Raw genomic sequence first — 23,358 nt, 5'->3', positions numbered from 1 at the left:
CGCGCCGGGGGATCACCAATTTTACAGGCAGAACACCTCCGTAAGCCTGCCGTATCGGACCTGCGGCAACGCGGCACACGGAGAATTCCGGGCCCCGGCCATTGCTATTGTGCCGGGGCCCATTATACTTATGAAAAGGCAACACAGCCCCCCCCCAGGCCGGACCCGCCGCTTTGCGCCGCCAGGGAGTCAGGCCCCAACCGCAACAGGACACGAGGACCGGATGACAATGCGAATTTCCCTGCTCGCGGCCATGATCCTGCTGGTCATGACGGCCACAGTCGCAGCCCAATCCCCCAAGACTTTTCCCGATCTGACGCTCACCGGCCCGCTGACAGACGCCCAAAAGACCTATCTCGGCGTGGACACCAACCCCTTCAGGCTCTCGGAAATCAAGGCCGACATCCTGTTCATCGAGGGCTACAGCATGTACTGCCCCATCTGCCAGCAGGACGCCCCGGCCCTCAATGAGCTATTCCAACGCCTCGGCAAAGCCGACCCGGAGGGCAGAATCCGCGTCATCGGCCTTGCCCTCGGCAACACGGAATTCGAGACCACTTTCTACCAGGACAAATTCAACGTGCCCTTCCCCCTGTTCAAGGACGAGGATTACGCCATCCACAAGGCCCTGGGCGAGCCGGTCGCGCCCACCTACTACATCGTCAGGACCAGCGGCCCTGCACCGGAACTGCTCTACGAGGCCGAGGGGGAGCTTGCCAAGGACATCTTTGAAACCATCATGACCCTGGCCAAGGCCAGATAGGGAGGACAGGCCATGCACACTCGTTTCGCCGACCGGATTCTCGTGGCGGCCCTGGCCTCTCTGGCCCTGACCCTGGCGCTGCACGGCCCGGCCCTGGGCGACCCTGCGCGCGGCCCGGCCAAGCCCATGGACAGCGTGCTCCGGGTGGCCGTGGGCGAGATGGCCCCGGATTTCACCCTGCCAGACCTGGCGGGCACGCCCGTGCGCCTGCGCGATTTTCGCGCCAGGAAAAACGTGGTCCTCTCCTTCGTGCCCGCGGCCTGGACGCCGGTCTGCTCGGACCAATGGCCGGGCTACAATCTGATAACGGATATCCTTGAGGAACACGACGCCGTGCTCCTTGGCATCACCGTGGACAACACCCCGAGCCAGCGCGCCTGGGTCGAGGCCATGGGCGGGCTGAGGTTCACGGTCCTCTCGGATTTCTGGCCCCACGGCGCAGTGGCCGACACATACGGCATCCTGCGCTCCAGCGGCGAGGCCGAACGCGCCCTGTTCGTCATCGACAAGCAGGGCGTGCTTCGCTTCATCGAGGTCCACGACATCAACACCCGGCCCGACCTCGGTCTGCTGGTCCGGGAGGTGGAAAAACTCGACTGACAGGCACCCGGCTCCGCAATCCGGCATCGCCAAACGATTGATCCGGCGGCCACATGGTGTGGCCGCCGGATCAATCGTTTGGTCCCGTGTCCCGGTCGGCTAGGCGCTACGGCTGCCCGGCGTGTCCAGCGCGTCCGCCTGGGAGTCGAACAATTCGGCCAGCCGGGTGATGCCCACGGACTCGAAGACCGCCCGGAAGTTGTCCGAGAGCCCGGCCAGGATCACGCGCACGTCCGCGTCGCGGCACTGCCTGAGCAGGGTGGTCAGCCCGGTGATGCCCGCGCCGTTGATGGACGAATTCTCGTCAAAGTCCATGAGGATGACCCTCCTGCCGAGCCGTCTGGCCTCGGCCAGCCTCTCGGCCAGATGGGGCACGGTGTTGCCCGTGATGTTGCCACGTACGCGGATGATGACCGCGTCGCCCCGCTCCTCCAGACCGATCTGCTCCATCTCGCTCTTGGCAATGGCCAGCCGCTCCCCGGCACGCGACAGGGCCAGCTCCAGCGCCTCACGCCGCAGCGGCTTGTTGATGAAGTCCGTGGCGTCGAGGTTCAGGGCCTGGATGGCCAGGTCCATGTCGCCGTGGCCGGTGATGACCACCACCTCGGCCATGGGGTTGATCTTCTTGATTTCCTTGAGCACCTCAATGCCGTCCATGACCGGCATCTTGATATCGGTCAGCACCAGCGGCGGATGATGTTCCTTGAACAGGTTCAGCCCCTCCAGCCCGTTTTCCGCGGTGATGACCTCGTAATTCAGGGCCGAGAGCAGCAGGGTGAACATCTTGAGCGTTGGCCGCTCGTCGTCTATGACCAGTATCGTTTCTTTCACGGTTTTGTCCCTCATTGTCTGGAGCCTCCCCGGGCCACTGCGGCCGGGAACTGCATGCGAAAGACCGAGCCTTTGCCCTTTTCACTGCGAATGCGGATATCTCCCCCGTAGTCCTTGACGATGCCATAGGTGATGGCCAGCCCAAGGCCCATGCCCTGGCCTGCCTCCTTGGTGGTGAAGAAAGGCTCGAAAATCTTCTCGCGATCCTCCTCGTCAATGCCTGAGCCGGTGTCCTCCACCTCGATAAACACCGATGCCCCCTCGGCCCCGGAACGGATGGAGATGCGCCGATCCGAGCCCTCGTCATGGGGCGACGATTTGTCGTTGATGGCATCGCGGGCATTGGCCACCAGGTTGAACACCACCTGCTGCAACCGGTTGGAGTGGGCCATGACCGGTGCCAGCCCCTCTGTCAGCTCCAGATCAAAGCTGATGTTGTCCAGCTCGAACTGCCGCCTGAGCATGGAGAGCACGGCCCGCACCGGCTGGTTGAGGTCCACCCGCTCTTCCATGAAATCCGACTTGCGCCCGAACGAGCGCAGGGTGTTGATGATCTCCGCGGCCCGGTCCACCTGGATGGAGATTTCGCGCACCACCTCCATGAAATGCTCCTTGGGCACGTCGGCGTTCTCCTCGCCCATGAGGCACAGGAAGTCGCTGCCCATCTTGATGGCGTTGAGCGGCTGGTTGATCTCGTGGGCCACGCCCGCGCTCATCTCGCCCAGGGACTTCATCTTGCTCGCCTGGATCAGCTGGGCGTCCTTCTCGATCATCTCGGTGATGTCCGTGACCGCGATGATGATGGCGTGATGGCCCCGGTAGGAGATGGGGCAGGCGTGCATGTTGACGAAAAACGGCTCGTTGTCACGCTTGTAGTGGATCTGCTTGGGAAAATACACGCATCCCCCGCCACCATCGACAAAGAAGTTCACGCACTTCTCGTTGTGATCAGGCCCAAGCTCGACAAAGCGCATGCCGTGCAGGGCCGCCCTCGAATAGCCGTAGAGTTCCACGGCGCGGGGGTTGGCGTCGCGAATCTCCCCGGTCTCGCAATCGACCACGAAGATCGGGTCCGGACCGGAGTCGAACAGGGAGCGGTACTTCTCCTCGGACTCGCGCAGGCGGCGACGATAGAGCTTGATGGACCAGACCATGTTCCTGAAGGAGTCGGCCAGTTGGACCACCTCGTCGCCCTCGTGCTTGCGATAGAAGGTGCAACTGGCGCACTTGCGGTACTCCCCGCCGGGGCTGGCCGTGCTGCGGGCCTGATCGAAATGCCAGCACGGCAGGTCCGTGTTGGTGAAGGCCGGGCACCTCGAGGCGTCCCAGTCCTCGTCCGGGCCGAGCTTGAGCGGGATGTCGAAGTTGCCCCGGCTGATCTCGTCGGACAGGCGCGTCAGGTCTGACACAGGACGGGTGATGTAGCGCGTCAGCCACGAGCTGAGAAAGATGGTGATGGCGATGACACCGGAAATGAAGCCGAGAAAGGCCACGCGCAGCTTGCCCACCAGGGCGTCGATGTGGCTCTTGTTCAGGCCCACATGGACCGTGCCGATGCGGTACAGCCCCTCGTTGATGGCCGCAGCCAGATCAAAGACCGGCTCGCCGTCCAGGTACACGAGCTTGATGGAGTCCTGCGCCCCGGCGGGCAGCCGGTTGGTCAGCAGGTTTTCCGGCAGCGGCCTGGTCAGGGTATGGGCCAGTATCTCGCCCGCCTGATTCTCGATGAAGATGTACGAGACCAGATACTTGCGCTGGTGCAGCCGGGTCTCGTCAAAGATCAGGGCCAGGAGCTGGGGCACGTTGTTGTCCAGGATGTGCGAGCCGCCGCGCTCGGCCACGGAATAGGCGATGGCCTCGCCGCGCATCTCCAGCTCGTGGGTGAGCGAGCTGACCAGGATGTAGCGGGCCACAAAAGCGATGGCCACACTGATGAACAAGACGGCCACGAGCATGGAAAACAGGATCTTCTCGCGCAACCCCAGCCTGGAAAACCGGAAGGCGACTCGCTGGCTGATGTTCATTGCTCACCTCCGGGCCTTCTGACCAGGGCCTGCCAATCGACCAGGGGCACGAAGCGCCCTCCCTCAAGCCGGGTGAAATAGACTTTTTCCAGCCCCTGCCTGTCGTCCGGGCCATAGGTGATGGACAGCCCCGGCCCAAGCTCGTAGTCGCGGATGGATTCGATGGCCGCGATGAGGCCCTGACGGGTCAGGTCGCGCCCGGCCCGCTCCAGCCCCTCGACCATGATCCGGGCGTTGAGGAACCCCTCAAGCCCGACAAAGCTCGGCGTGTCGTCGGGAAAATACCGGGCCAGCAGCCGCACATACTGGGACGCCACATCGTCCGCCCCGTCCGCCCCGGCCACTGGCTGGGGCACCACCTGGGACATGAGCACCACAGGCGACACGTCCGGGCCGACCCGGCGCGCCAGCTCCTCGGCGCCCACAAAGGAGACGTTGTAAAAGATGGGGTCGTACTCGGCGGCCAGGGCCACGGAGATGAACCGGGCGCAGGCGTCGTAGGTGCCGATCATGACCACGGCCTCGGCCCCGGTGACCCTGATCTTCTCCATGCCCTCGGCCACGCTCTGCGTGCCCCGGATGTACGAGCTGCGGGCCACGGGTTCGAGATCATACTCCTTGAGGGCCAGCTCGGTGCCGATGAGCCCGTCAAACCCGTAGGCGTCGTATTGGTAGAAGACCGCGATGCGGGAAATGCCCAGATCCTCCACCAGATGCCGCACGGCGGTCTCGGTCTCCTGATAGTAGGAGGCGCGGATGTTGACCACATAGGGGTTGAACGGCTCACGCAGGGCGTTGGCCCCGGTGAACATGCCCACCAGGGGGATGGCCGCCTCCTCCACCAGAGGCAGCACCTTGACCGTGGTCGGCGTGCCCACATAGCAGAACAGGGCAAAGACATCGCCGGAAATGATCAGCTCCTGGGTATTGGAGAGGCAGCGGGGCGGATCGTAGGAGTCGTCATAGGAGATGATGCGTATCTTGCGGCCATGAACGCCGCCGCCCTCATTGACAAAGCGGATGTACGCCTCGGCCCCGCGCAGGGTCTGGGTGCCCAGATACCCGGCGTGGCCTGTCAGGGCCAGCGACGAGCCGAGCCGTATCTCGTCCTTGGAAACGCCGGGCGTCTCGCTGCGCGCGGGATCGGATTCGCCCGTGGAGTCGCAACCAGCCACGCCCATGAGAAACACGATAAGCACGAAGGTCCACAACGGTTTGCCCATGGTCAGACTCCGGGGGTTTGTGCATTTCCCTTTTTCGGGACACACCTGTTTCGTCACTACTGGCGCCAATGCAAAAACACAAGACAATCCCATTTGCCCACGATTCAGACCCAACTGCCTCCCCGCGCCTGCCGGGCCGACCTGAGGCCGGCCCGCATGTCCCGCATGATTCCCTGCGGCGACAATGCCTCAAGACTAGCCAAAACGGCAAGTTGCGGATATATGGATTGAAGCCCGTCCAAGCCCCGTCTGGAACCGACGCGCCTTACCCCGGCTGCCTGCCGGAGAGCGGACCGCCAAACAGAATCACACAGGAGGAAAACATATGCTGGTGAAGAACTGGATGACCGAGAACGTGGTGACCATCACCCCGGAGCGGTCCATGATGAAGGCGTCCAAGCTGATGAAGGACCACGGCATCAGCCGGTTGCCCGTGGTGGACGAATCGGGCCGGATCGCGGGCATCGTCTCGGACCGCGATATCAAGGACGCCTCGCCGTCCAAGGCCACGACTCTGGACATGCACGAGTTGTACTACCTGCTCTCCGAGGTCAAGATCAAAGACATCATGACCAAGAAGGTGACCACCATCCGCGACGACGAGACCGTGGAAAAGGCCGCCGTGCTCATGCTCGAAGGCAATTTCGGCGGCCTGCCCGTGGTGGACGGCGACGGCAAGGTGGTGGGCATCATCACCGACACCGACATCTTCAAGGTGCTGGTCGAAATATCCGGCGTCTACGAGGGCGGCGTCCAGGTCTGCCTGCAAATCTCCACCGGCCCCGGCAGCCTTGCCCCGGTCCTCGACTATCTCAAGGAGAACGGCGCGCGGATCATGTCGGTCATGACCCACAACGTGCCCGAGGATGTCGGCTTCAAGCACGTCTACATCCGCATGCGCGACATGGAAAAACCCGACCTCAAGCGGATCAAGGCCGGGATGGAGGAGAAGTTCGACGTGGTCTACTGGGTCACCGACCCGGTCCACCGCGTGGTCTAACCCCTTTCGCCAGACACGTCACCGGGGCTGCTGGAATCTCCTGCAGCCCCCTTTTTTTGCGGAGCACGCCTTGCTTACCGATAACCTTGCGAACTTATAAAAATCTAATTTAATTCAATTAACAAATGACGACAGCGGTGGGCTCAAGGCTAACACTTAGGAGCTACCCACGCCGCCGGCCAGTGCGGCCAGGGGATGCGCCCGTCGTCGAGCCGCGCGGCAGCCTCGTCGGTTCCGGGTCGGCCTCTGAAGATACGGGCCGACCTCTTAAGCTACGAACCGAGTTGACCGATGAGAGGGGAGACCAGCACAGCACAAGGAGCCAATATGGGAAGCATCGTGGCCCTGGACGCCTTCAGGGAGTCCGTGGCAAAGACCCGCAGCCAGCCGGAGAGGCCCGCGCGGCCAAATATTTCCGGGGCCGAAATCTGGGGCCGTGACTACCGCGAGGTGGAGGCCATCGTTTACGGCCTGCTCACGGTGCGCAATCTGGCCGCCCACCACATGGCCGGGTTCGACCCGCTGTTTGACACCCTGTGCCTGGACGGCCTCGAGGCCGCCTATGCCATCGACACCCACGGCCCGGACCAGCTCAAGGCCACCCTCCGGCCCGTCAAGCAGTGGCTCCTGGACGCCATGACCGAGGACAACAAGCGCGACATGGCCTGGGCACTGGTCATCATCGACCTCATCGAGAAATCACCGACCAAAGCGCGTCGATAACTGCTGAACAGGCAATTAGCTTAATTCATTGTTTTTTACGCTGCCGATTATTGCGGCGTTCCCTGCCGCATTCGGATGTCTGCCCGGCGGCGGCCCGCGGTGCCTGCCCAGGCGGGCCTTCACGCCCTGGCCGTGTTCCGAGCCTTGGGCCTGCCGTTTACCAGCCGGATTGCACCCTTCCCCGAAATTCCTGTCGCGCCAGGGCCCGGTCTGCCGTATTGGTGGAGCATGAACGCGCCATCCGGCTCCGGGCCCGGCCCCACCATCCTGCTCTCGGCAGGCTGCCTCTTCCACCTCCCGCTCAAGCGCATCGCGAGCATCGGGCGGGACGCAGGATTCGTGGGCATGGAGCTGATCATGAACTCGCCCAAGCTCGTGCCCGGCCCGGAGCTCGAACGTATCAGCGAGGTGCTGCCCATCATGAGCCTGCACGCGCCGTTTCGCGACTGGGCGGCCTGGGGCGGCCACCTCGGCTCGTGGAAGGCGACCACGGCCCTGGCCAACTCCCTGCCCCACGCCGACCACATCACCATGCACCCGCCCGGCTCAAAGCTGGCCAACATGATCACCAACCGCTGGTTCGAAAAGGCGTGCGATCTGCCCCTGCTCCTCGACGCCAGGGGCCGCATCCGCTTCTCCCTTGAGAACATGCCCTGGGCCGAGGGCTCGCCCTTTTCGCGCGATCCCCTGGACAAGCTCCTGGACCAGTGCCGCGACCGCAACGTCGGGTTGACCTTCGATGTCTGCCACATGGGCGTTTCTGGACGCAACGTCATGGATTCCATCGCAAAAGTTCCAATGGACATGCTCTACAACGTCCACTACTCGGACGCCAGGGGCCACACCGAGCACCTGACGCCGGGCAAGGGGTGTCTGCCCCTTGCCGACTTTCTGCGCCATCTTGGCAGCCGGGGCTACTCGCGCTATGTGACTTTGGAACTCGAACCAGCGGCCTTTCCCGACGACATCGACGGTACGGTCGCCCTGCTCGCCACCCTCCGCCAGGACATGGAACGCCACCTGGCCAGCACCCCGGAGTGAACGCATGCCGCGCAACTATCTCGAAAAGGTCTGCTGCCCGGACCAGAAAGTAAACCCGCTCTTCGCCTTCCTCGGCATCGAGGTCGAGGCGCTCCAGCCCGAACGGGCCAGGCTGCGCCTGCACGCCAAGCCCGATATGATCCAGGGGGCCGGGATGGTCGCCGGGGGAGTCCTGGCCACCCTGCTCGACGAGGCCATGGCCCATGCCGTGCTGGCAGGCAACGCCCCGCGCGAAAAGACCACCACCGTGGACATGAACGTCAGCTACCTGCGCCCGGTGGCCGTCGATACCGTCCTGATCTGCGAGGCCCGCGTGATCAAACGCGGCAAGCGCGTCGCCTTTGCCGAGGCCGTGATCCGCGACCTGGGATCAAACCTCGAAAACCAGGCTGGCCCCGGACAGGAGGCGGCCAGGGCCACGGCCACCTTCCTGATGGTCTGATCCCCCGCGCAAAAGTCCCGCCGCCCGGTTGCCAACGGCCCGGACATGCTTATTCTCAGGGAACACACCCCGGAGGGAATCCCATGACCCAGACCACGCGAATCCTTGTCTGCCCCGGCTGCGGCGCGCTCAACCGCGTCCAGGCCGGGCGCGAATCCCAGGCCACCTGCGGCAAATGCAAGACCACCGTGTTCGACACCCACCCCCTGGAACTGGTGGGCGCGACCTTTGACCGGCACATCGCCAAGAACGACGGGCCCGTGCTCGTGGATTTCTACTCCCCAACCTGCGGCCCGTGCCTGATGATGGTCCCGCAGTTCGAGGCCGCAGCCAAGGCGCTCCACCCCGCCGTGCGGCTGGCCAAGATCGACACCTCGCAGGAGCAAGGAGTGGCCGCGCGCTTCGGCATCCATGCCGTGCCCACCCTGATCCTGTTCCGCGCCGGACGCGAGATCGCCCGCCAGCCCGGAGCCATGAACGCCCGCGACATCGAGGCCTGGGTGCGGCAGAACCTCTAGGCACCCCTGCTTCCCCAGCCGTGTCAGCGCCGGGTTTCTCTTTGGCCGCGCCTCGTGCTATGGGTCGACCAAGGAGGAGCCCGTGTCCAACCACGCGATGGAGAACGCCGCCACCATCCTGAAAAACGCCCGCTGCGCCATCGCCTTCACCGGCGCAGGCATCTCCGTGGAATCCGGCATCCCGCCCTTTCGCGGGCCGGGCGGCGTGTGGTCCAAACACGACCCGGACAAATTCGAAAAGACGTATTTCCAACGCCATCCGCAGGAAGTCTGGCCCCTGCTCAAGGAAATTTTCTTCGACACCTTGGGCCGCGCCCGGCCCAATCCGGCCCATCTCGCCCTGGCCAAACTGGAAGAGGCGGGCAGACTGGCCGCAATCATCACCCAGAATATCGACGGTCTGCATCAGGCAGCAGGCAGCAAAACCGTCTACGAATACCACGGCTCCACCCGGCGGATGGAGTGCCTCGACTGCGGGGCGTTCTTTGACTCCGCCTCCATCCCGCTCGACCGGCTGCCGCCGCCCTGCCCCGCCTGCGGCGGGCTGCTCAAGCCGGACTTCGTGTTCTTCTCCGAACCCATCCCCTTTGAGGTCCACCAGGCGGCCACGAATTTGGCCCGGCAGAGCGATGTCTGCCTCATCGTGGGCACGGGCGGGGAGGTCATGCCAGCCGGGCGGATACCGCATGAGGTCAGGAACGCCGGGGGCAAGGTGGTGGAGATCAATTTGTATGAGACACGGTATTCGTATGGGTTCAGTGATGTTTTTTTGCAGGGCAGGGCAGGGGTGCTGGTGCCGGAGCTGGTGGGGATGGTGATGGGGAGGGGGTGAGCAGGGAGGGGGAGGAAGAGAAGAGGGGGAGGGATAAGGAAGCCGCCTTCGGCGGACTGGGGCGTTGGGTGAGGATTTCGCTCCTCCGTCGCGACTTACTTTTGGGCCAAAGCGGCCAAAAGTAAGCAAAAACCGCTTTTGAAGACGTGTGATCGGGTCTCCCGCGTCGGGTACCAGTAACATCGACCTGCTGGCGAAACAGTTGTCGGCGTCGAAGACTCCGCCTCCGCCGGGTTTCGCCGGGCCGCAGGCCGATGCAACTGGTGCCACGACGCTCCCGCCCATTGCAGGGCTGTCGAAGGGAGGGCGGGGAGGGCGGGGATGGGCAGGACATAAAGAAAAGATCAAAAGATTCTTCTGAATTTAACCCTGCCGCGTGAAACAGCGAGGGCCTGTCCATCCCGGAGGGTGGGCAGGCCCTCGCTGTTTCACGCGGCTCTTACCGCCGGAGGCTCGCTTGGGGTCCAGGGGCCTTAGGCCCTTGGCGGGTCCAGGGCAGCGCCCTGGCCGCCGGAGGCATTTATTCTGCGCTGCTGGCGGGTTGTCAGCCCATTTCGGGTTCGGTGCGCCAAGCGAAGAGGGGGTTGAGGGGTTTCATGTTGACAAAATCGACTCGTGCGGCTCCGAAGGCTCCTACAAAGGGTGGGTAGAGGCCGCAGTTGACGCATTGGGCGAGCCGTCCGGCCTTCCAGGTTTGCAGGGGGCCGGGCAGGACAGATTGGGCGGTGGTGGGTCGGAATCCGGTGGCGCGTTTGATCATGTCCTGGATTTCGCACCAGGTGTGCCAGGTGCCGGCGTCCAGGGTGGAGCCGGTGTTGCGCACGTTCATGGCATAGTAGAGGGAGTGCTTGTTGAGGAATCCGACGAGGACGCCTTTTTCGGCCACTCGGGCGGCCTCGGTCAGCATGGCGGCGGGGTCGTCGGAGAATTCGAGCGTGGCCCAGATGAGCGCATAGTCGAACTCGTTATCGGCGTAGGGGGTCAGTTCGCCGTTGCCCAGGTGGAGTTCGGCGCGGTTGCCGAGTCTTCTTCGCGCGGCCATGATCATTTCCGGGCTGTTATCCAGGCCGGTGACATCAAAGCCCATCTGGTAGAGCATTTCGAGGATCAGGCCGGTGCCGCAGCCCAGTTCGAGCAACTTGTGTCCGCGCCGGGGCCAGCCCGCGAGCACGGACTGGAGCAGCCGCGTCTCGCAATCAAGGGCGAACCGTCCTTCGGCCGTGTCGAACCATTGCTCGTAACGTTCCGGGTCCCAATCCATGCTTCCCTCCGGGTGTCGTGGCGTCCGGGCCTGAAAACAGAGCCAGGGTCACTCCCTGTGCGAGTATGACCTTCTTGCGGGGCGGTGTAAACAGTGGGCCGCGCGAATCGGCCCGGCGTCAGTCGATCTGGATGCGGTAGGCCTTGAGCTTGCGGTAGAGGGAGCTGCGTTCCAGGCCCACGGCCTTGGCGAGCTGGGTGATGTTGCCGTCGAACTCCCGGAGCTTGGCCTCGAGGAAACGGGCCTCGAACTGGGCGCGCGCCTCCTTGAGGTCGCTCGGCCCTTCAGCGATGAGGGTGTCGAGGCCGATTGCCCCGACCCCATCGTGGTCGTTGGGGTTCACATCGTGGAGGACAAGGGCGGGCCGGGCCGACTGGGCGGGCTTGAATTCCGGCGGCAGCCTGTCCGGGGTCACGGTTTCCCCGGCATACATGATGAACATGCGCTCGACGAAATTCTTGAGCTCGCGCACGTTGCCGGGCCAGGGGTAGACCCTGAGGGCGTCCATGGCCGCCGGGTCAAAGGCGATGGGCTTGAACCCGTGCTGGCGCACGAGCATGTCGATGAAATCGCTGATGAGCAGGGAGACGTCTTCGGTGCGTTCGCGCAGGGGCGGCAGTTCGAGGGGAAAGACCTTGAGCCGGTAGTAGAGGTCGTCGCGGAAGTTCCCGGACTCCATCTCACGCAGCAGATCCTTGTTGGTGGCGGCGATGACGCGCACGTCCACGGTGATGGTCTTGCGCCCGCCCACATGCTCGAAGGACTGCTCCTGAAGAATGCGCAGGATCTTGGCCTGGGTCTTCAGGCTCATGTCGCCAATTTCGTCGAGAAAGAGGATGCCGCCGTCGGCCAGCTCGAACTTGCCTGCCTGGGCCTTGTCCGCGCCGGTGAACGCGCCCTTCTCATGGCCGAAGAGTTCGCTCTCGATGAGTTCCTCGGGGATGGCCGCACAGTTGACGGCCACCAGGGGCTTGTCGCGGCGGCTCGACTGATTGTGAATGGACCGGGCCACGATCTCCTTGCCGGTGCCGTTTTCGCCGGTGATGAGCACCCAGGCATCGGTGGGGGCCACCCGCGAGATGACGCCGTTGAGGGACATGATGGCCTCGGACCTACCGGTGAGGACCACGGGCTGCTCCGAGGTGATGCGGGTCTTGAGGGCGAGGTTTTCCTGACGCAGGCGCGAGAATTCCAGGGCGTTTCGCGTGGCCACCACGACCTTTTCCAGGGACAGGGGCTTCTCGATGAAATCAAAGGCTCCCTTCTTGAGGGCCTTGACCGCGGTCTCGATGGTCCCGTGGCCGGAGATCATGATGACGGGCAGCCCCTCGTGGTCGCGCGAGAGGGTGTCGAGCACGGCAAGGCCGTCCATGCCGGGCAGCCAGATGTCGAGAAAGATCATGTCCGGCACATGGGCGCCGAGCAGTTCCAAGCCCTGCTCGCCGGATTCGGCCTCCATCACGTCATGCCCGTCGTCTTCAAGGATGCCGCGCAGGGAAAAGCGGATGCCCTCCTCGTCGTCAATGATCAGTATCTGCCCGCCCATCGATGCTCCTTGGGGTGAAATGGCCCGGCCAAACGACCCGCCGATTGCGCACCATAAGCCACTGCGCGATTTGATTCAAGGCGCATGACTACCATGCGCCACAGTCACGGCCCTACCCCAGCAGGTCCTTGAGCGCGCCCTCCAGCTCGGGGAACCGGAAGACGTACCCGGCCTCAACAAGCCTCCCCGGCAGGGCCAGCTGGCCGGAGAGCAACACCTCGTCGGCCATCTCGCCAAAAAGCAGACGCAGGGCAAAGGCCGGGACATTGAGCCGATATGGCCGGTTCAGGGTCTGACCAAGAACGCGGGCGAACCGCCTGAACCGGACCGGGTTCGGCGCAGTGAGATTATACGGACCCTGCGCTTGCAGGGTTTCCATGAGAAAACGGATCGCGCCCGCCTCGTCGGCCAGATGAATCCACGACGCGCCCTGAAAACCCGTGCCGGGCGGCCCGCCCATGTAATATCGAAACGGCGGCAGCATCCGGGCCAGCGCGCCGCCATGTCCCAGGACCATGCCCGTGCGCACGATCACCCGGCGCACGCCCATGGCCTCAAGCGCGACAGAGGACGCCTCCCAGGCCCGGCAGACCTCGGCCAGAAACCCAGAGCCGGACTCGGCTGTCTCATCGATCGGATTGTTGTCGCGCGGCCCATAATAGCCCACGGCGGACGCCTGCACAAAGGCCCCAGGCAGAACCCCGGCCTCCTGCACCGCCTGGACCAGCGCCCGCCCAGCATTGACCCGGCTCGAAACAATGCGCGCCTTGACCTCCCCGGTCCAACGCCCGGCAGCAATGTTCTCGCCCGCCAGATTGACGATAACCGTGTCCGGCCCAAGCAGGCTCGCCCAGTCGCCGCCCTCCCAGCGCATGCCGATGACCCCCGCCCCGAACACCTCGGCCACCTTGCCCGGCGAACGCGACAAGACCACGATCTCCCACCCCGCGCCCCGCAACTCGCCCACCAGCGCCTGCCCGATGAAGCCGGTCCCCCCGGCAATGATTGCCCGCATCGCTCAGTCCCCCTTTCCTGTCCACTCTCCAGACTCCGCAGCCATGATACCACGCCTTCCCCACACCCGCCACCGCGTTGACCCATTTATCATGTCGCCCCGCCAAAATGCCTCCGGCGGCAAGAGCCGCGTGAAACAGCGATGGCCTGCCCACCCTTTCGGGATGGACAAGCCATCGCTGTTTCACGCGGCAGGGGTTATTTTAAAAGAGTATCCTGATCTTGTCTTATGTCCTGCCCAGCCACACCAACCCCAACCTCCCTTCGCCAGCCCCGCAATGGGCGGGAGCGTCGAGGCACCAGTTGCGTCGGACCGCGACAGGGCGAAACCCGGCGGGAGCGGAGTCTTCGACCGCTCCCAACTGTTTCGCCAGCGGCCCGATGCTACTGGTGCCCGACGCGGGAGACCCGATCACAGACTCTTAAAAAGCGGTTTTTGCTTACTTTTGGCCGCTTTGGCCCAAAAGTAAGTCGCGACGGAGGAGCGAAATCCTCTGGCATTCCCCATCCCGCCGAAGGCGGCTTCCCTATCCTCTTCCCTCTTCCCTCTTTCCCCATCCCCAACCAGCTACGCATCCGGCAGCTCGACAATAAACACCGTCCCCTTGGGCGAATTCGGCTTGGCCCGCACCTGCCCCCGATGATCAGCCACTATGGACCGGACAATGGTCAGCCCCAGCCCGGTGCCGCCCTTCTTCTCGGTGTAATACGGCTCAAACATGCGCGAGGAATCCTTGGGCAATCCCGGCCCGTTGTCAGCCACGGTGATGGAGACCAACCCCGCACCCTTGTCATGGGCGGCCTTGACCTTCACCTGCCCGCCGCGCTGGCCGCGCAGGGCCTCTGCTGCATTGGTGAAGAGGTTGATGAGCACCTTGCGGATCGCCTCGCGATCAAAGGGAAATGCGTCAATGGGCGTGATGAATTCCAGACTCCAGTCGATCTTGCGGTGGGTGTTCTCAAACATGGCCGCCACCTCTTCAAGGACCGGGGTCAGAGTGTCCGGCCTGGGCTGGACCTCCGGGAGCTTGGCATAGGTGGAGAATTCGGTGACCATGTTCTGGAGCCGTTCCACCTGCTTGACGATGAGCTCGGTGCAGTCGTCAAAGACCTTTTCGTTCACCTCTTCGCCGTATTTGCGCTGGAGCCGCTGGGCCGAGAGCTTGATGGGCGTGAGCGGGTTCTTGATCTCGTGGGCGATGCGCCGGGCCACCTCGCGCCAGGCCGCAAGACGCTGGATCTTCTCCAGCTCGGTGATGTCTTCAAGCACGACCACATGCCCGGCCTCGCGCCCGCCCACGTTGTGCAGGGAAACCACGTTGACCAGGGCCTTGATATTGCGCCCGCGCACGGGCAGGTCTATTTGGCGCGCCCAGAGGGTGCCGGGGTTGGCGCTGACCGAGGAGAGCGCCTCGTTCATCATGTCCGCAAACTCGCCGGACAGGAGCGACTGCGGTTTTCTGCCGATGAGCATGGAGCCGGGCACGCCCAGGATGTGCTCGGCAGCGGTGTTGACCGTGCCGATGCGTCCTTCGGCGTTCATGGAGATGACACCCGAGGTGATGTTGTTGAGCACGGCCTCGATGTACTGGCCGCGCCGCTCAAGCTCCTGGTTCTGCTGGGCCAGGCGCACATTGGCCTGCTGCACGGACTTCTGGCTCTGCTCCAGGTCCTCGGCCATGCGGTTGAAGGACTGGACCAGGAACCCCAGTTCGTCGTCGGAGCGGTCTTCCAGGCGCACGGACAGGTCGCCGCGCGCGATGCGCTCGGTGCCTGCGGCCAGGGCCTGGACCGGGGCGGACAGCTCCTTGGCCAGCCGAAAGCCGAACCAGATGGCGCCAAGGATGATGAGCATGGCCATGACGCCCATGGTCAGGTACAGGTTCATCTTCCAGGGATATTTGCGGGTCTTGAGCTTCTTGTATTCGTCCAGGCCGCGCACGATCTGGTCGAGCCGGTGCATCAGCCCGTGGCCCACGGTCTCGCCGATGATCAGATAGCCCGAGCGGCCCTCGTCAACAGGCGTGACGCCCAGCACCAGATCACTGCCCGGCGTGGGCAGGATGGTGGTCCACGACCGCGGGTCGGCCTTGAGACTCTGCCAGTCGATCTTCTCCTTGATCTCCGGCCAGGCCTGGGTCCACTGGGCCGTGGCGTGGGTGTTCTGCTCCGCGCCCTCCGGGTTGATGACGCCCACGAGGCTCAGGTCGTATTCGCCAAACTTCTCGCTCAGGTAGTTGTCCATGGCCTTGCCGCCCCAGGCGAATCCGTTGCGCTTGATCTCGGCGATCATGTTGGCCCCGCGCCGCTCGAGCCGCTCCTGGGCCGATCCGTAAAAGGCCCGGCCCAGTTCGAGCGCCTGCTCCATGGACTCCTCCACCTGCCCCTTGAACCAGTAGTCCACCGAGGTCTGCACGAACTTGACCGAGACGAGGTAGATGAGCGCGGTGGGGATGATCGAGAGGGAGATGAAGGCCAGGACAAGCCGCGTGCGCAGCTTGGAGCCGAGCACCTTGCGGCGGCGCTCCAGCATCAGGCGCACGGCGTTGCGCGCCACGTAGAAGAGCATGGCCAGCAGCAGGACCACGTTGAGGATGAGCAGGTTGAGGATGAGGTAGTAGTCGCCGCTCAGGTACTTGAGCTCGGCCCAGGTCAGGCCGACGATGACCAGCAGAAAGACCAGGGCGATGACGTATTCCCGCTTGTGCCGTTTCCTATCGCTTCGGGTGGTCGGATTGATGCGGATGGGATCGGGAGTCATGGCGCGCCTAGTAGGTGAAATCCAGCTGGAAGGACGCGTCGGCCCCGGCATCCCAGGACCAGAAATAGATGAACCGCGACACCCCGTCCGGCGCGTCCGCCTCATTCATGGAGGTGTTGAGGATGAGGCTGTATTTTTGCCCGCGCTCAAGCATGTCCCACGGGCCAAGCGAGACCTCGATGGTCCCCCACCCCTCGCGGAGCAGGGTCTCGATGTCCTTGGCGCGCAGGGGGGTGGACCGGCCCGGCAGGGTCATAAGAAACTCGCCGGTCAGGGGATCGCTCGAAAGCACGCTCTCGAAGGATGACGAGGCCAGATGGCCGTCCAGCCAGTAGTCCCGGGCCTTGTAGAGGCTGACCGCGCAGCGCAGGGCGAGTTGCGCCCCGTCCTGCAGCTCGCCCTTGAGCATCACCTTTTCCACCACGGTCACGCCGAACCGGGCCGTGAGCATGCCGGAGACATTGGCGATGGAGGGTGCCATCAGGTTGATGGTCTGGGCGCGGGCCGCCAGGGGGGCCAGGAGCAGGACCAGGGCGGCCACGGCTCCAAGCAGGAGCGCATGGCTGGGCAGGCCCGCTGCCCGCGCCGGTATGAAGGCGGTGTTTTTCATATATGGCCGGTATGTATCAGCAGCGACAGCAAAGAACAAGCGGCTCCATGACCGCACAAACGCCCGGTCCGCAACGCCTGCCACGGAATGCCGAACTCCGCCCCACGGCACGCCTATGGCCTCCGGGCCGTCGCCACCTAGTCGTCAGGGAGAGGTGCCTCGGCTCGGCCCCGGCTGAAGACGATCCGCCAGGGGTCGTTGCGCACTGCGGCGTCGAGCTGCGGGGTCAGGGGCGTGAAGCTGGTGATGGCCCCGCCGTTGGTCGAGATGGTCACGAACACCTTCTGCCCCCGCTTGGGAGAGAAGTAGACCGTGCCCGGCGAGCGCGTCTGCCAGTTGTTTTCCATGGCCTTGCAGCCGCCCACAAAGGAATCCGGCGTAAAGGGCGTGACCGCGTACTCGTTCCTGAAGGTCACGCGCAGGAAGGTGCCGTCCGCGTTGGCCCCCATGCGCTGGACACTGGTCACCACCGCTATGCTCTTGATCTCCGACTCGCGGGCCATGCGGTCCAGATACGCCGTGTCCCCGGCCCGGCCCGGCCCCGCGCTCAGGAGCAGGCCCGCAACCAGCGCAAAAAACCAATTTTTTACAAAAAAATTCATGAATCCAAATATGTTGTTCTCAGGTTGATGGCAAATTGAAGGGCATGCTAGCCCAACCGCCGGACGTTGACAACCTCGGTTGGACGAAAATACGCCCGCCAGGGCACCGGGACATTAGTCTCCCCCGATGACCGGGTCGCGCTTCATGCTCAGGTTGATCCGCCCGCGCTTCTGGTCCAGGCCGATGACCGTGACCATCACCTCGCGTCCGGCGGCCACCACCTCGGAGGGGTCGCGCACGAACCGGTCCGCCAGCTGGCTGACATGGACCAGTCCGTCGCGGTGTACGCCCACGTCCACAAACGCGCCGAACTTGGTCACGTTGGTGACAATGCCCGGCAACCGCATGCCCTCACGCAGATCCTTGATGTCGCTGACGTTCTCGTCAAAGGCAAAGACGCTGAACCCGGCGCGAGGGTCGCGGCCTGGCCGGGCCAGCTCGGCCAGGATATCCCGCAGGGTGGGCAGGCCCACGTCCTCGGACACGTATTTTTCCGGGATGATGCGCTGCCGGGCCGCCTCGTCGCCGAGCAGATCGGCCACTGTTTGTCCAGCGTCGCGGGCCATGCGCTTGACCAGTTCGTACCGTTCGGGGTGGACCGCGCTGGCGTCGAGGGGATCGGAACCTCGCACACGCAGGAATCCTGCGGCCTGCTCGAACGCCTTGGGTCCGAGCCGCTTGACCTTGAGCAGCGCCCGGCGCGAAGGAAACGGCCCGTGCTCGTCGCGGTGGGCCACGATGTTGGCGGCCAGGACCGGGCCAAGGCCCGAGACATGGGAGAGCAGCTCCACGCTGGCCGTGTTCAGGTCCACGCCAATGGAGTTGACGCAACTGGCCACCACGTCGTCCAGGGCGCGCCTGAGCGCCGCCTGGTCCACGTCATGCTGGTACTGGCCCACGCCGATGGACTTGGGGTCGATCTTGACCAGCTCGGCCAGGGGGTCCATCAGCCTGCGCCCGATGGAGACCGCGCCGCGCACGGTCAGGTCCAGGTCCGGGAACTCCCGCCGGGCGACTTCGGACGCGGAATAGATGGACGCGCCCGACTCATTGACCAGGGCCACAGGCATGCCAAGGCCAAGACCGCGCACAAAGGCCTCGGTCTCGCGGCCCGCAGTGCCGTTGCCCACGGCCACGGCCTCGATTTCGTACCGGGCGCACAGGGTGCGCAGGGTGGCCCCGGCCTCGTCCTGCTGCTTTTTCGAGCCGACCACAAAAATGGTGGTGTGCTCCTTGAGCGCGCCCTGGGCGTCGAGCACGGCCAGCTTGGCCCCGGTGCGATAGCCAGGGTCCAGGGCCAGCACCCGTTTCTGGCCAAGGGGCGCGGCCAGCAGCAGCTCGCGCAGGTTTGCGGCGAACACGCGGATGGCCTCGCCATCGGCCCGCGCCTTGACCTCGGCGCGCACCTCGTTCTCGATGGACGGGCCGAGCAGCCGCTTGTAGCAATCGTCGAGCGCCGCGCCCACCTCGCGGGCGTCCGGGCGGACGTCAGGGTGTGCGCCGCGCAGGAGCGAGCGGCGCATCAGCCCCAGGGCCTCGTCCTCGGGCGGGCGCAGGGAGAGCTTGAGCATGCCCTCGCGCTCACCCCGGAACATGGCCAGGGCGCGGTGGCTCGGCACGGCGCTGAGCGGCTCATCCCAGTCAAACCAGTCGCGATAGGTGGCCCCGGCCTCTTCCTTTCCCTTGACCCCGCGCGAGCCGAACCGACCACGCTTGGCGAACAGGGCGCGCATGGCCTGACGCGCCTTGGGATTCTCGCTGACACGCTCGGCGATGATGTCGCGCGCCCCGGCCAGGGCGGCGACCACGTCGGGCACGAGCTTTTCAGGCGCAGCGTCATGGACAAGGTCGGGCGGGGTGACGAACTTCCGCGCCTCGGCCACGGGATCAATGCCGCGCTGGGCCATAAGGGCGTCGGCCAGCAGGGCCAGCCCGCGCTCCAGGGCCATGGCTCCCCGGGTGCGACGCTTGGGCCGGTGGGGCAGGTAGATGTCTTCGAGCCGCGCCTTGTCCGTGGCCGCCTCCAGCTCGCGGCGCAGGGCGTCGGTGAGCAGGTCGCGCTCGGCCAGGGAGGCGAGGATGGCCTCGCGCCGCTTGTCCAGCGCGGCCAGCTCCTCCAGCCGGTCGCGCACCGCGGCCACGGCCACCTCGTCCAGGGAGCCGGTGGCCTCCTTGCGGTAGCGGGCGATGAATGGGACCGTGCCGCCCTCGTCCAGGAGCCGGGCCACGGCAGCCACCCGCGCGGGCGGGATGGACAGCTCGGCCGCGATGGCCTGCACATGTTCCGGACGCGGGCCGACAGCGTCGTTCAAGGCGGAATCCTTGCCGGTCGATGCGGGGTCTGTGTGTGTCATGCAGGCAGGTGTGACCCCTCGCGGCCCCGGCGTCAAGGAAACTCCCTTTTCACCGGGTTCCGGCCACCCTGTACAATTGGCGCACAGACGGGTACATTGCCGCTCATGATGGTCAACGTGGAGCGATTGTCGCACAATTTCGGCCCGTACTGGGCGCTCAAGGACATCTCCTTCACCCTGGAGCGGGGGGAGTTCCTGTTCCTGACCGGCCACTCCGGGGCGGGCAAATCCACCCTGCTCAAGCTCCTCTACGGCGCGCTGCCCGTGCTCCGGGGCCGGGTCTCAGTGGCCGGGATGTCTCTCAACACCCTGAAGAAACGGCACATCCCGAAACTGCGGCGCAAGGTGGGCGTGGTCTTTCAGGACTTCAAGATCCTGCCCAACCGCACTGTCTTCGACAACGTGGCCATGGCCCTGGAGGTGCGCGGCATGCAGCGCGCCCATCTGGAGCGGCGCGTGCGGGCCGTGGTCCGCGCTCTGGGCCTTGAGGCCAAGAGCTATTCGCCGTGCGAGCGGCTCTCGGGCGGCGAGCAGCAGCGGGTGGCCATCGCCCGGTCCATGGTCGCCAACCCGGAGCTGATCCTGGCCGACGAACCCACGGGCAACCTCGATTTCGACCTGACCATGCACCTCATGGACATCTTCAAGCAGTTCCACACCTACGGCACCTCCATCATCATGGCCACCCACAGCCGCGAGGTGCTCGACTGCGTGCCCGAGGCGCGCATCCTCCACCTGCACGACGGGCGCATCATGGGCCAGGGGGAGCAGCCGCAGCCCGACGAGTCCTGCGCCTGCGGCGACGCCGTGTCCGAGGCCGGAGACGCCAGCCCGGACGACCTGTTCTCCCCTGCCGGGGGGCGGCCATGATCAGCCGCTTCCTGCGCCTGACCCTGCGCGGGGTGGCCGATTTCCGGCTCCATCCCGTGGCCCAGCTCCTGACCATGGTGGCCGTGGCCATGGTCACGCTGCTCACCGGCCTGATCCTCATGGGGCTGAACACGGTTAACCTCGAACTGGTCAAGAGCCGGGGCGAGGTGGAATTCCAGCTCTACTGGAAGCAGGGCGAGCCGTCCGACACCGTGAGCGCGGACTGGGACGCCATCGCGGCCATGGAGCATGTGGCCGAATTCACCAGCTTCACCCCTGAGGACGCCCTGACCGAGCTGGCCTCATCCCTGGGCGAGTCCGGCGATTTCTCCTGGCTGGCCGAGGAGAACCCCCTGCCCCACTCCGGGCTGGTCCGATTCTCTGTGCCGCCCGAGGCCCAGGACGAAGGGTGGGCCGCCCGGCTGCTGACGACCCTCAAGTCCCTGCCCGGCGTGGACAAGGTCAACTACACCCCGTTCCAGACCGATCTGGCCCAGGGATGGATGACCGTCTCACAGCTCTTCATCTGGCCCATCCTCGCCTTTCTCGCCCTGGTCATCTCGCTGGTGGTCCACAACACCATCAAGCTCTCCCTGCTCACGCGCATGGACGAGATCGAAATCCTCTCCCTGGTGGGCGCAAGCCCGGCCTATGTGCGCTGGCCGCTGCTCACCAGCGGATTTCTCCAGGGGCTGACCGGTGCAGCCGCAGGCCTTGGGCTGCTGGCCGGGGTCCACGTCCTGGCCGCCGACGCCCTCAACTTCCCGCCGTTCCTGATCCAGATCCCCTTCCTGCCCCTTGAGCAGATGCTCATGCTGGCCGCAGGCGTGACCCTGGTCGCCATGACCAGCAGCTGGGTGGCCGTCAAGTAACGCCGCCCCGCCCCCGTCAACCCTCCCTTTTGCCCCTGCAAGCCCCCTTTTCCACCCCGTTTCGCCCGCTTTCCATCAGGCCGAAAACCCCATGCTACGCTTCCCCGGATTCCCGGAAACGACTTTCGGGAACAAAACCCCGGAGGGAGCATGCATTCCACCTATTCCTATACATTGCGACATGATGCGCAGGGGCGCATCATCGAGAAAACCGAGACCGTCCAGGGAGCGCCCGCTGTCTGGACCTATGCCTACGACCATGCCGGACGGCTGGCCGAGGCCAAACTCAATGGCCGCTTCGTCTGCCAGTGCCGGTACGACAAACAGGGGTGCCGCAGCCACGACTGGTTTCCGCGCACCCATGGCAGCCAGATCCGCAATTTCAGCTACACCATGGCAAACCGCCTCCAGTCCGCCGGCAACAACGGCTACACCCATGACAAGCAGGGGATGCGCCTCCTCTGGAACCACGGCGGCAACTATACACGCTACGAGTACGCCACGGACCATCGGTTGCTCCGGGCCACCCGCGAATGGGACGGCACGGTCTTCGAGTTCGCCCACGACGACAACGGCCAGCGCGCGGCCAAGTTCCGGGACGGCACGCTGATCGAAGCGTACCACTGGCGCGACTTCATCCGTCTGGCCGCCTTCCACGACGGCACACACGAATTCGTCTTCGTCTACCGTAGCGATGAACGCACGCCCCACGCCATGCGCCGCGACGACGGCGCGGTCTTCACCCTGCACTACGACCAAGTCGGCTCCCTGCGCGTGGTTGCCGACCAGCGCGGCAACGTGATACAGGAAGTTCTGTATGATCCGTTCGGAGGAATCATTGAGGACACCTGCCCTGGCTTGAGAATCCCCATCGGCTTCGCAGGCGGCCTGCACGACCGGGATCTCGGCTTTGTCCGCTTCGGCTGGCGTGATTATGACACCTTCACCGGTCGCTGGACCGCACCCGACCCTCTGGGCGATAAGGGCGGAGACCCTGACTGGTACGGGTATTGTCTGGATGATCCCGTGAACGGGGTGGACCCGCTGGGGTTGCTAGTCTGGTTCCTGCCCTTTGTGGCGGGCATGGCCGGTGCCACAGCCATCGGGGCGACGGGGGCATACAGTGCTGCAAAGGTGGCCGATTGGCTTGGAGAAAAGGCTGGCAAGAACCACGGGAAGGATAAGCCCACGGCCACCGAGGGCGTCCATGATGCCATGGGCAAGGTAATCGGGATCAATTCCGGCATTGTCGGCGCAGCAGGTACGGCAAAGGCGGCTCCTGCGGCAGCGGCGGCAGCGATGCAGCATCCGGAGAAGCTGGCAGCGGGGTCGAAGGCGGCGGCGGATTTTGCCTCAAGCGCTCTTGTTGAAGGTCCGCCCGAGTCCTCTCCGGCGGGATACTGGGGAAGTGGTGTACGAAAAGCTTACGACGAGATAGAAGACTGGGGACAGAAAAGATGAGGGTAAAAC

21 protein-coding genes are annotated in these 23,358 nt (G+C 64.7%); 11 read left to right on the top strand and 10 right to left on the bottom strand.

What is annotated here, in order from left to right; all coding sequences use genetic code 11:
* Positions 1 to 223 precede the first annotated feature (223 nt).
* Positions 224 to 763, top strand: coding sequence for a peroxiredoxin family protein (locus DAES_RS00790; protein WP_236608438.1), 540 nt, complete (start codon positions 224 to 226; stop codon positions 761 to 763).
* A 12-nt stretch (positions 764 to 775) separates the two neighbouring features.
* Positions 776 to 1,363 carry a peroxiredoxin gene (locus tag DAES_RS00785; protein WP_013513122.1) on the top strand — a complete coding sequence of 196 codons (588 nt, stop codon included), beginning with the start codon at positions 776 to 778 and terminating at the stop codon, positions 1,361 to 1,363.
* 99 nt (positions 1,364 to 1,462) lie between these two features.
* On the opposite strand, the gene DAES_RS00780 is transcribed toward DAES_RS00785, so the two are convergent.
* From DAES_RS00780 to DAES_RS00770, 3 genes are read right to left on the bottom strand one after another with little or no spacing between them, the layout of a single operon-like run.
* On the bottom strand, positions 1,463 to 2,209 hold the full coding sequence (locus DAES_RS00780; protein WP_013513121.1) for a response regulator: 747 nt from the start codon (positions 2,207 to 2,209) through the stop codon (positions 1,463 to 1,465).
* Complete coding sequence (locus tag DAES_RS00775) at positions 2,206 to 4,218, bottom strand: ATP-binding protein (protein WP_013513120.1); 2,013 nt, start codon at positions 4,216 to 4,218, stop codon at positions 2,206 to 2,208. Before DAES_RS00775 ends, DAES_RS00780 begins: the two co-directional genes overlap by 4 nt.
* Positions 4,215 to 5,441: an ABC transporter substrate-binding protein gene (locus tag DAES_RS00770; RefSeq protein WP_013513119.1), complete on the bottom strand. Its 1,227-nt coding sequence runs from the start codon at positions 5,439 to 5,441 to the stop codon at positions 4,215 to 4,217. Before DAES_RS00770 ends, DAES_RS00775 begins: the two co-directional genes overlap by 4 nt.
* Positions 5,442 to 5,766: 325 nt before the next feature.
* Between DAES_RS00770 and DAES_RS00765 the strand changes: the two genes are divergently transcribed.
* The 6 genes from DAES_RS00765 (at position 5,767) to DAES_RS00740 (ending at position 9,997) form a co-directional block, all read left to right on the top strand.
* Positions 5,767 to 6,441 carry a CBS and ACT domain-containing protein gene (locus tag DAES_RS00765; RefSeq protein WP_013513118.1) on the top strand — a complete coding sequence of 225 codons (675 nt, stop codon included), beginning with the start codon at positions 5,767 to 5,769 and terminating at the stop codon, positions 6,439 to 6,441.
* Positions 6,442 to 6,768: 327 nt separating this feature from the next.
* On the top strand, positions 6,769 to 7,164 hold the full coding sequence (locus DAES_RS00760) for a hypothetical protein (RefSeq protein ID WP_013513117.1): 396 nt from the start codon (positions 6,769 to 6,771) through the stop codon (positions 7,162 to 7,164).
* Between the two features lie 228 nt (positions 7,165 to 7,392).
* Positions 7,393 to 8,205, top strand: coding sequence for a sugar phosphate isomerase/epimerase family protein (locus DAES_RS00755; RefSeq protein ID WP_013513116.1), 813 nt, complete (start codon positions 7,393 to 7,395; stop codon positions 8,203 to 8,205).
* A gap of 4 nt (positions 8,206 to 8,209) precedes the next feature.
* Positions 8,210 to 8,647, top strand: coding sequence for a PaaI family thioesterase (locus tag DAES_RS00750; RefSeq protein ID WP_013513115.1), 438 nt, complete (start codon positions 8,210 to 8,212; stop codon positions 8,645 to 8,647).
* Between the two features lie 83 nt (positions 8,648 to 8,730).
* A complete protein-coding gene (locus DAES_RS00745) occupies positions 8,731 to 9,165 on the top strand; it encodes a thioredoxin family protein (RefSeq protein WP_013513114.1) in 435 nt (144 codons plus the stop codon).
* 82 nt (positions 9,166 to 9,247) lie between these two features.
* The gene (locus DAES_RS00740; protein WP_013513113.1) at positions 9,248 to 9,997 is read left to right on the top strand and encodes an SIR2 family NAD-dependent protein deacylase; all 750 of its coding nucleotides are present in this window, start codon (positions 9,248 to 9,250) and stop codon (positions 9,995 to 9,997) included.
* 544 nt (positions 9,998 to 10,541) lie between these two features.
* Here the strand turns inward: DAES_RS00740 and DAES_RS00735 are convergent.
* The 7 genes from DAES_RS00735 to DAES_RS00705 all read right to left on the bottom strand — a co-directional run bounded on the left by DAES_RS00735 (position 10,542) and on the right by DAES_RS00705 (position 20,104).
* Positions 10,542 to 11,258 (bottom strand): class I SAM-dependent methyltransferase, encoded by a 717-nt coding sequence (locus tag DAES_RS00735; RefSeq protein WP_013513112.1) that lies wholly within the window; start codon positions 11,256 to 11,258, stop codon positions 10,542 to 10,544.
* A gap of 118 nt (positions 11,259 to 11,376) precedes the next feature.
* Positions 11,377 to 12,804 (bottom strand): sigma-54-dependent transcriptional regulator, encoded by a 1,428-nt coding sequence (locus DAES_RS00730; RefSeq protein WP_013513111.1) that lies wholly within the window; start codon positions 12,802 to 12,804, stop codon positions 11,377 to 11,379.
* 112 nt (positions 12,805 to 12,916) lie between these two features.
* Positions 12,917 to 13,819 carry a TIGR01777 family oxidoreductase gene (locus DAES_RS00725; RefSeq protein ID WP_013513110.1) on the bottom strand — a complete coding sequence of 301 codons (903 nt, stop codon included), beginning with the start codon at positions 13,817 to 13,819 and terminating at the stop codon, positions 12,917 to 12,919.
* 567 nt (positions 13,820 to 14,386) lie between these two features.
* On the bottom strand, positions 14,387 to 16,579 hold the full coding sequence (locus DAES_RS00720) for a sensor histidine kinase (protein ID WP_013513109.1): 2,193 nt from the start codon (positions 16,577 to 16,579) through the stop codon (positions 14,387 to 14,389).
* 7 nt (positions 16,580 to 16,586) lie between these two features.
* A complete protein-coding gene (locus DAES_RS00715; RefSeq protein ID WP_013513108.1) occupies positions 16,587 to 17,189 on the bottom strand; it encodes a DUF4390 domain-containing protein in 603 nt (200 codons plus the stop codon).
* Between the two features lie 137 nt (positions 17,190 to 17,326).
* Positions 17,327 to 17,791 (bottom strand): hypothetical protein, encoded by a 465-nt coding sequence (locus DAES_RS00710; RefSeq protein WP_013513107.1) that lies wholly within the window; start codon positions 17,789 to 17,791, stop codon positions 17,327 to 17,329.
* Positions 17,792 to 17,905: 114 nt separating this feature from the next.
* Positions 17,906 to 20,104: a Tex family protein gene (locus DAES_RS00705; protein WP_013513106.1), complete on the bottom strand. Its 2,199-nt coding sequence runs from the start codon at positions 20,102 to 20,104 to the stop codon at positions 17,906 to 17,908.
* 150 nt (positions 20,105 to 20,254) lie between these two features.
* Between DAES_RS00705 and ftsE the strand changes: the two genes are divergently transcribed.
* The 3 genes from ftsE (at position 20,255) to DAES_RS00690 (ending at position 23,349) form a co-directional block, all read left to right on the top strand.
* Positions 20,255 to 21,016, top strand: coding sequence for a cell division ATP-binding protein FtsE (gene ftsE / locus DAES_RS00700; protein ID WP_049776431.1), 762 nt, complete (start codon positions 20,255 to 20,257; stop codon positions 21,014 to 21,016).
* Positions 21,013 to 21,888: a cell division protein FtsX gene (locus DAES_RS00695; protein ID WP_013513104.1), complete on the top strand. Its 876-nt coding sequence runs from the start codon at positions 21,013 to 21,015 to the stop codon at positions 21,886 to 21,888. Before ftsE ends, DAES_RS00695 begins: the two co-directional genes overlap by 4 nt.
* A gap of 150 nt (positions 21,889 to 22,038) precedes the next feature.
* Positions 22,039 to 23,349 carry an RHS repeat domain-containing protein gene (locus tag DAES_RS00690; RefSeq protein ID WP_013513103.1) on the top strand — a complete coding sequence of 437 codons (1,311 nt, stop codon included), beginning with the start codon at positions 22,039 to 22,041 and terminating at the stop codon, positions 23,347 to 23,349.
* The last annotated feature ends 9 nt before the right edge of the window (positions 23,350 to 23,358 follow it).

It is taken from the genome of Pseudodesulfovibrio aespoeensis Aspo-2 (assembly GCF_000176915.2).
Lineage (GTDB): Bacteria > Desulfobacterota > Desulfovibrionia > Desulfovibrionales > Desulfovibrionaceae > Pseudodesulfovibrio > Pseudodesulfovibrio aespoeensis.
This window is presented reverse-complemented; position numbering and strand designations above follow the sequence as displayed.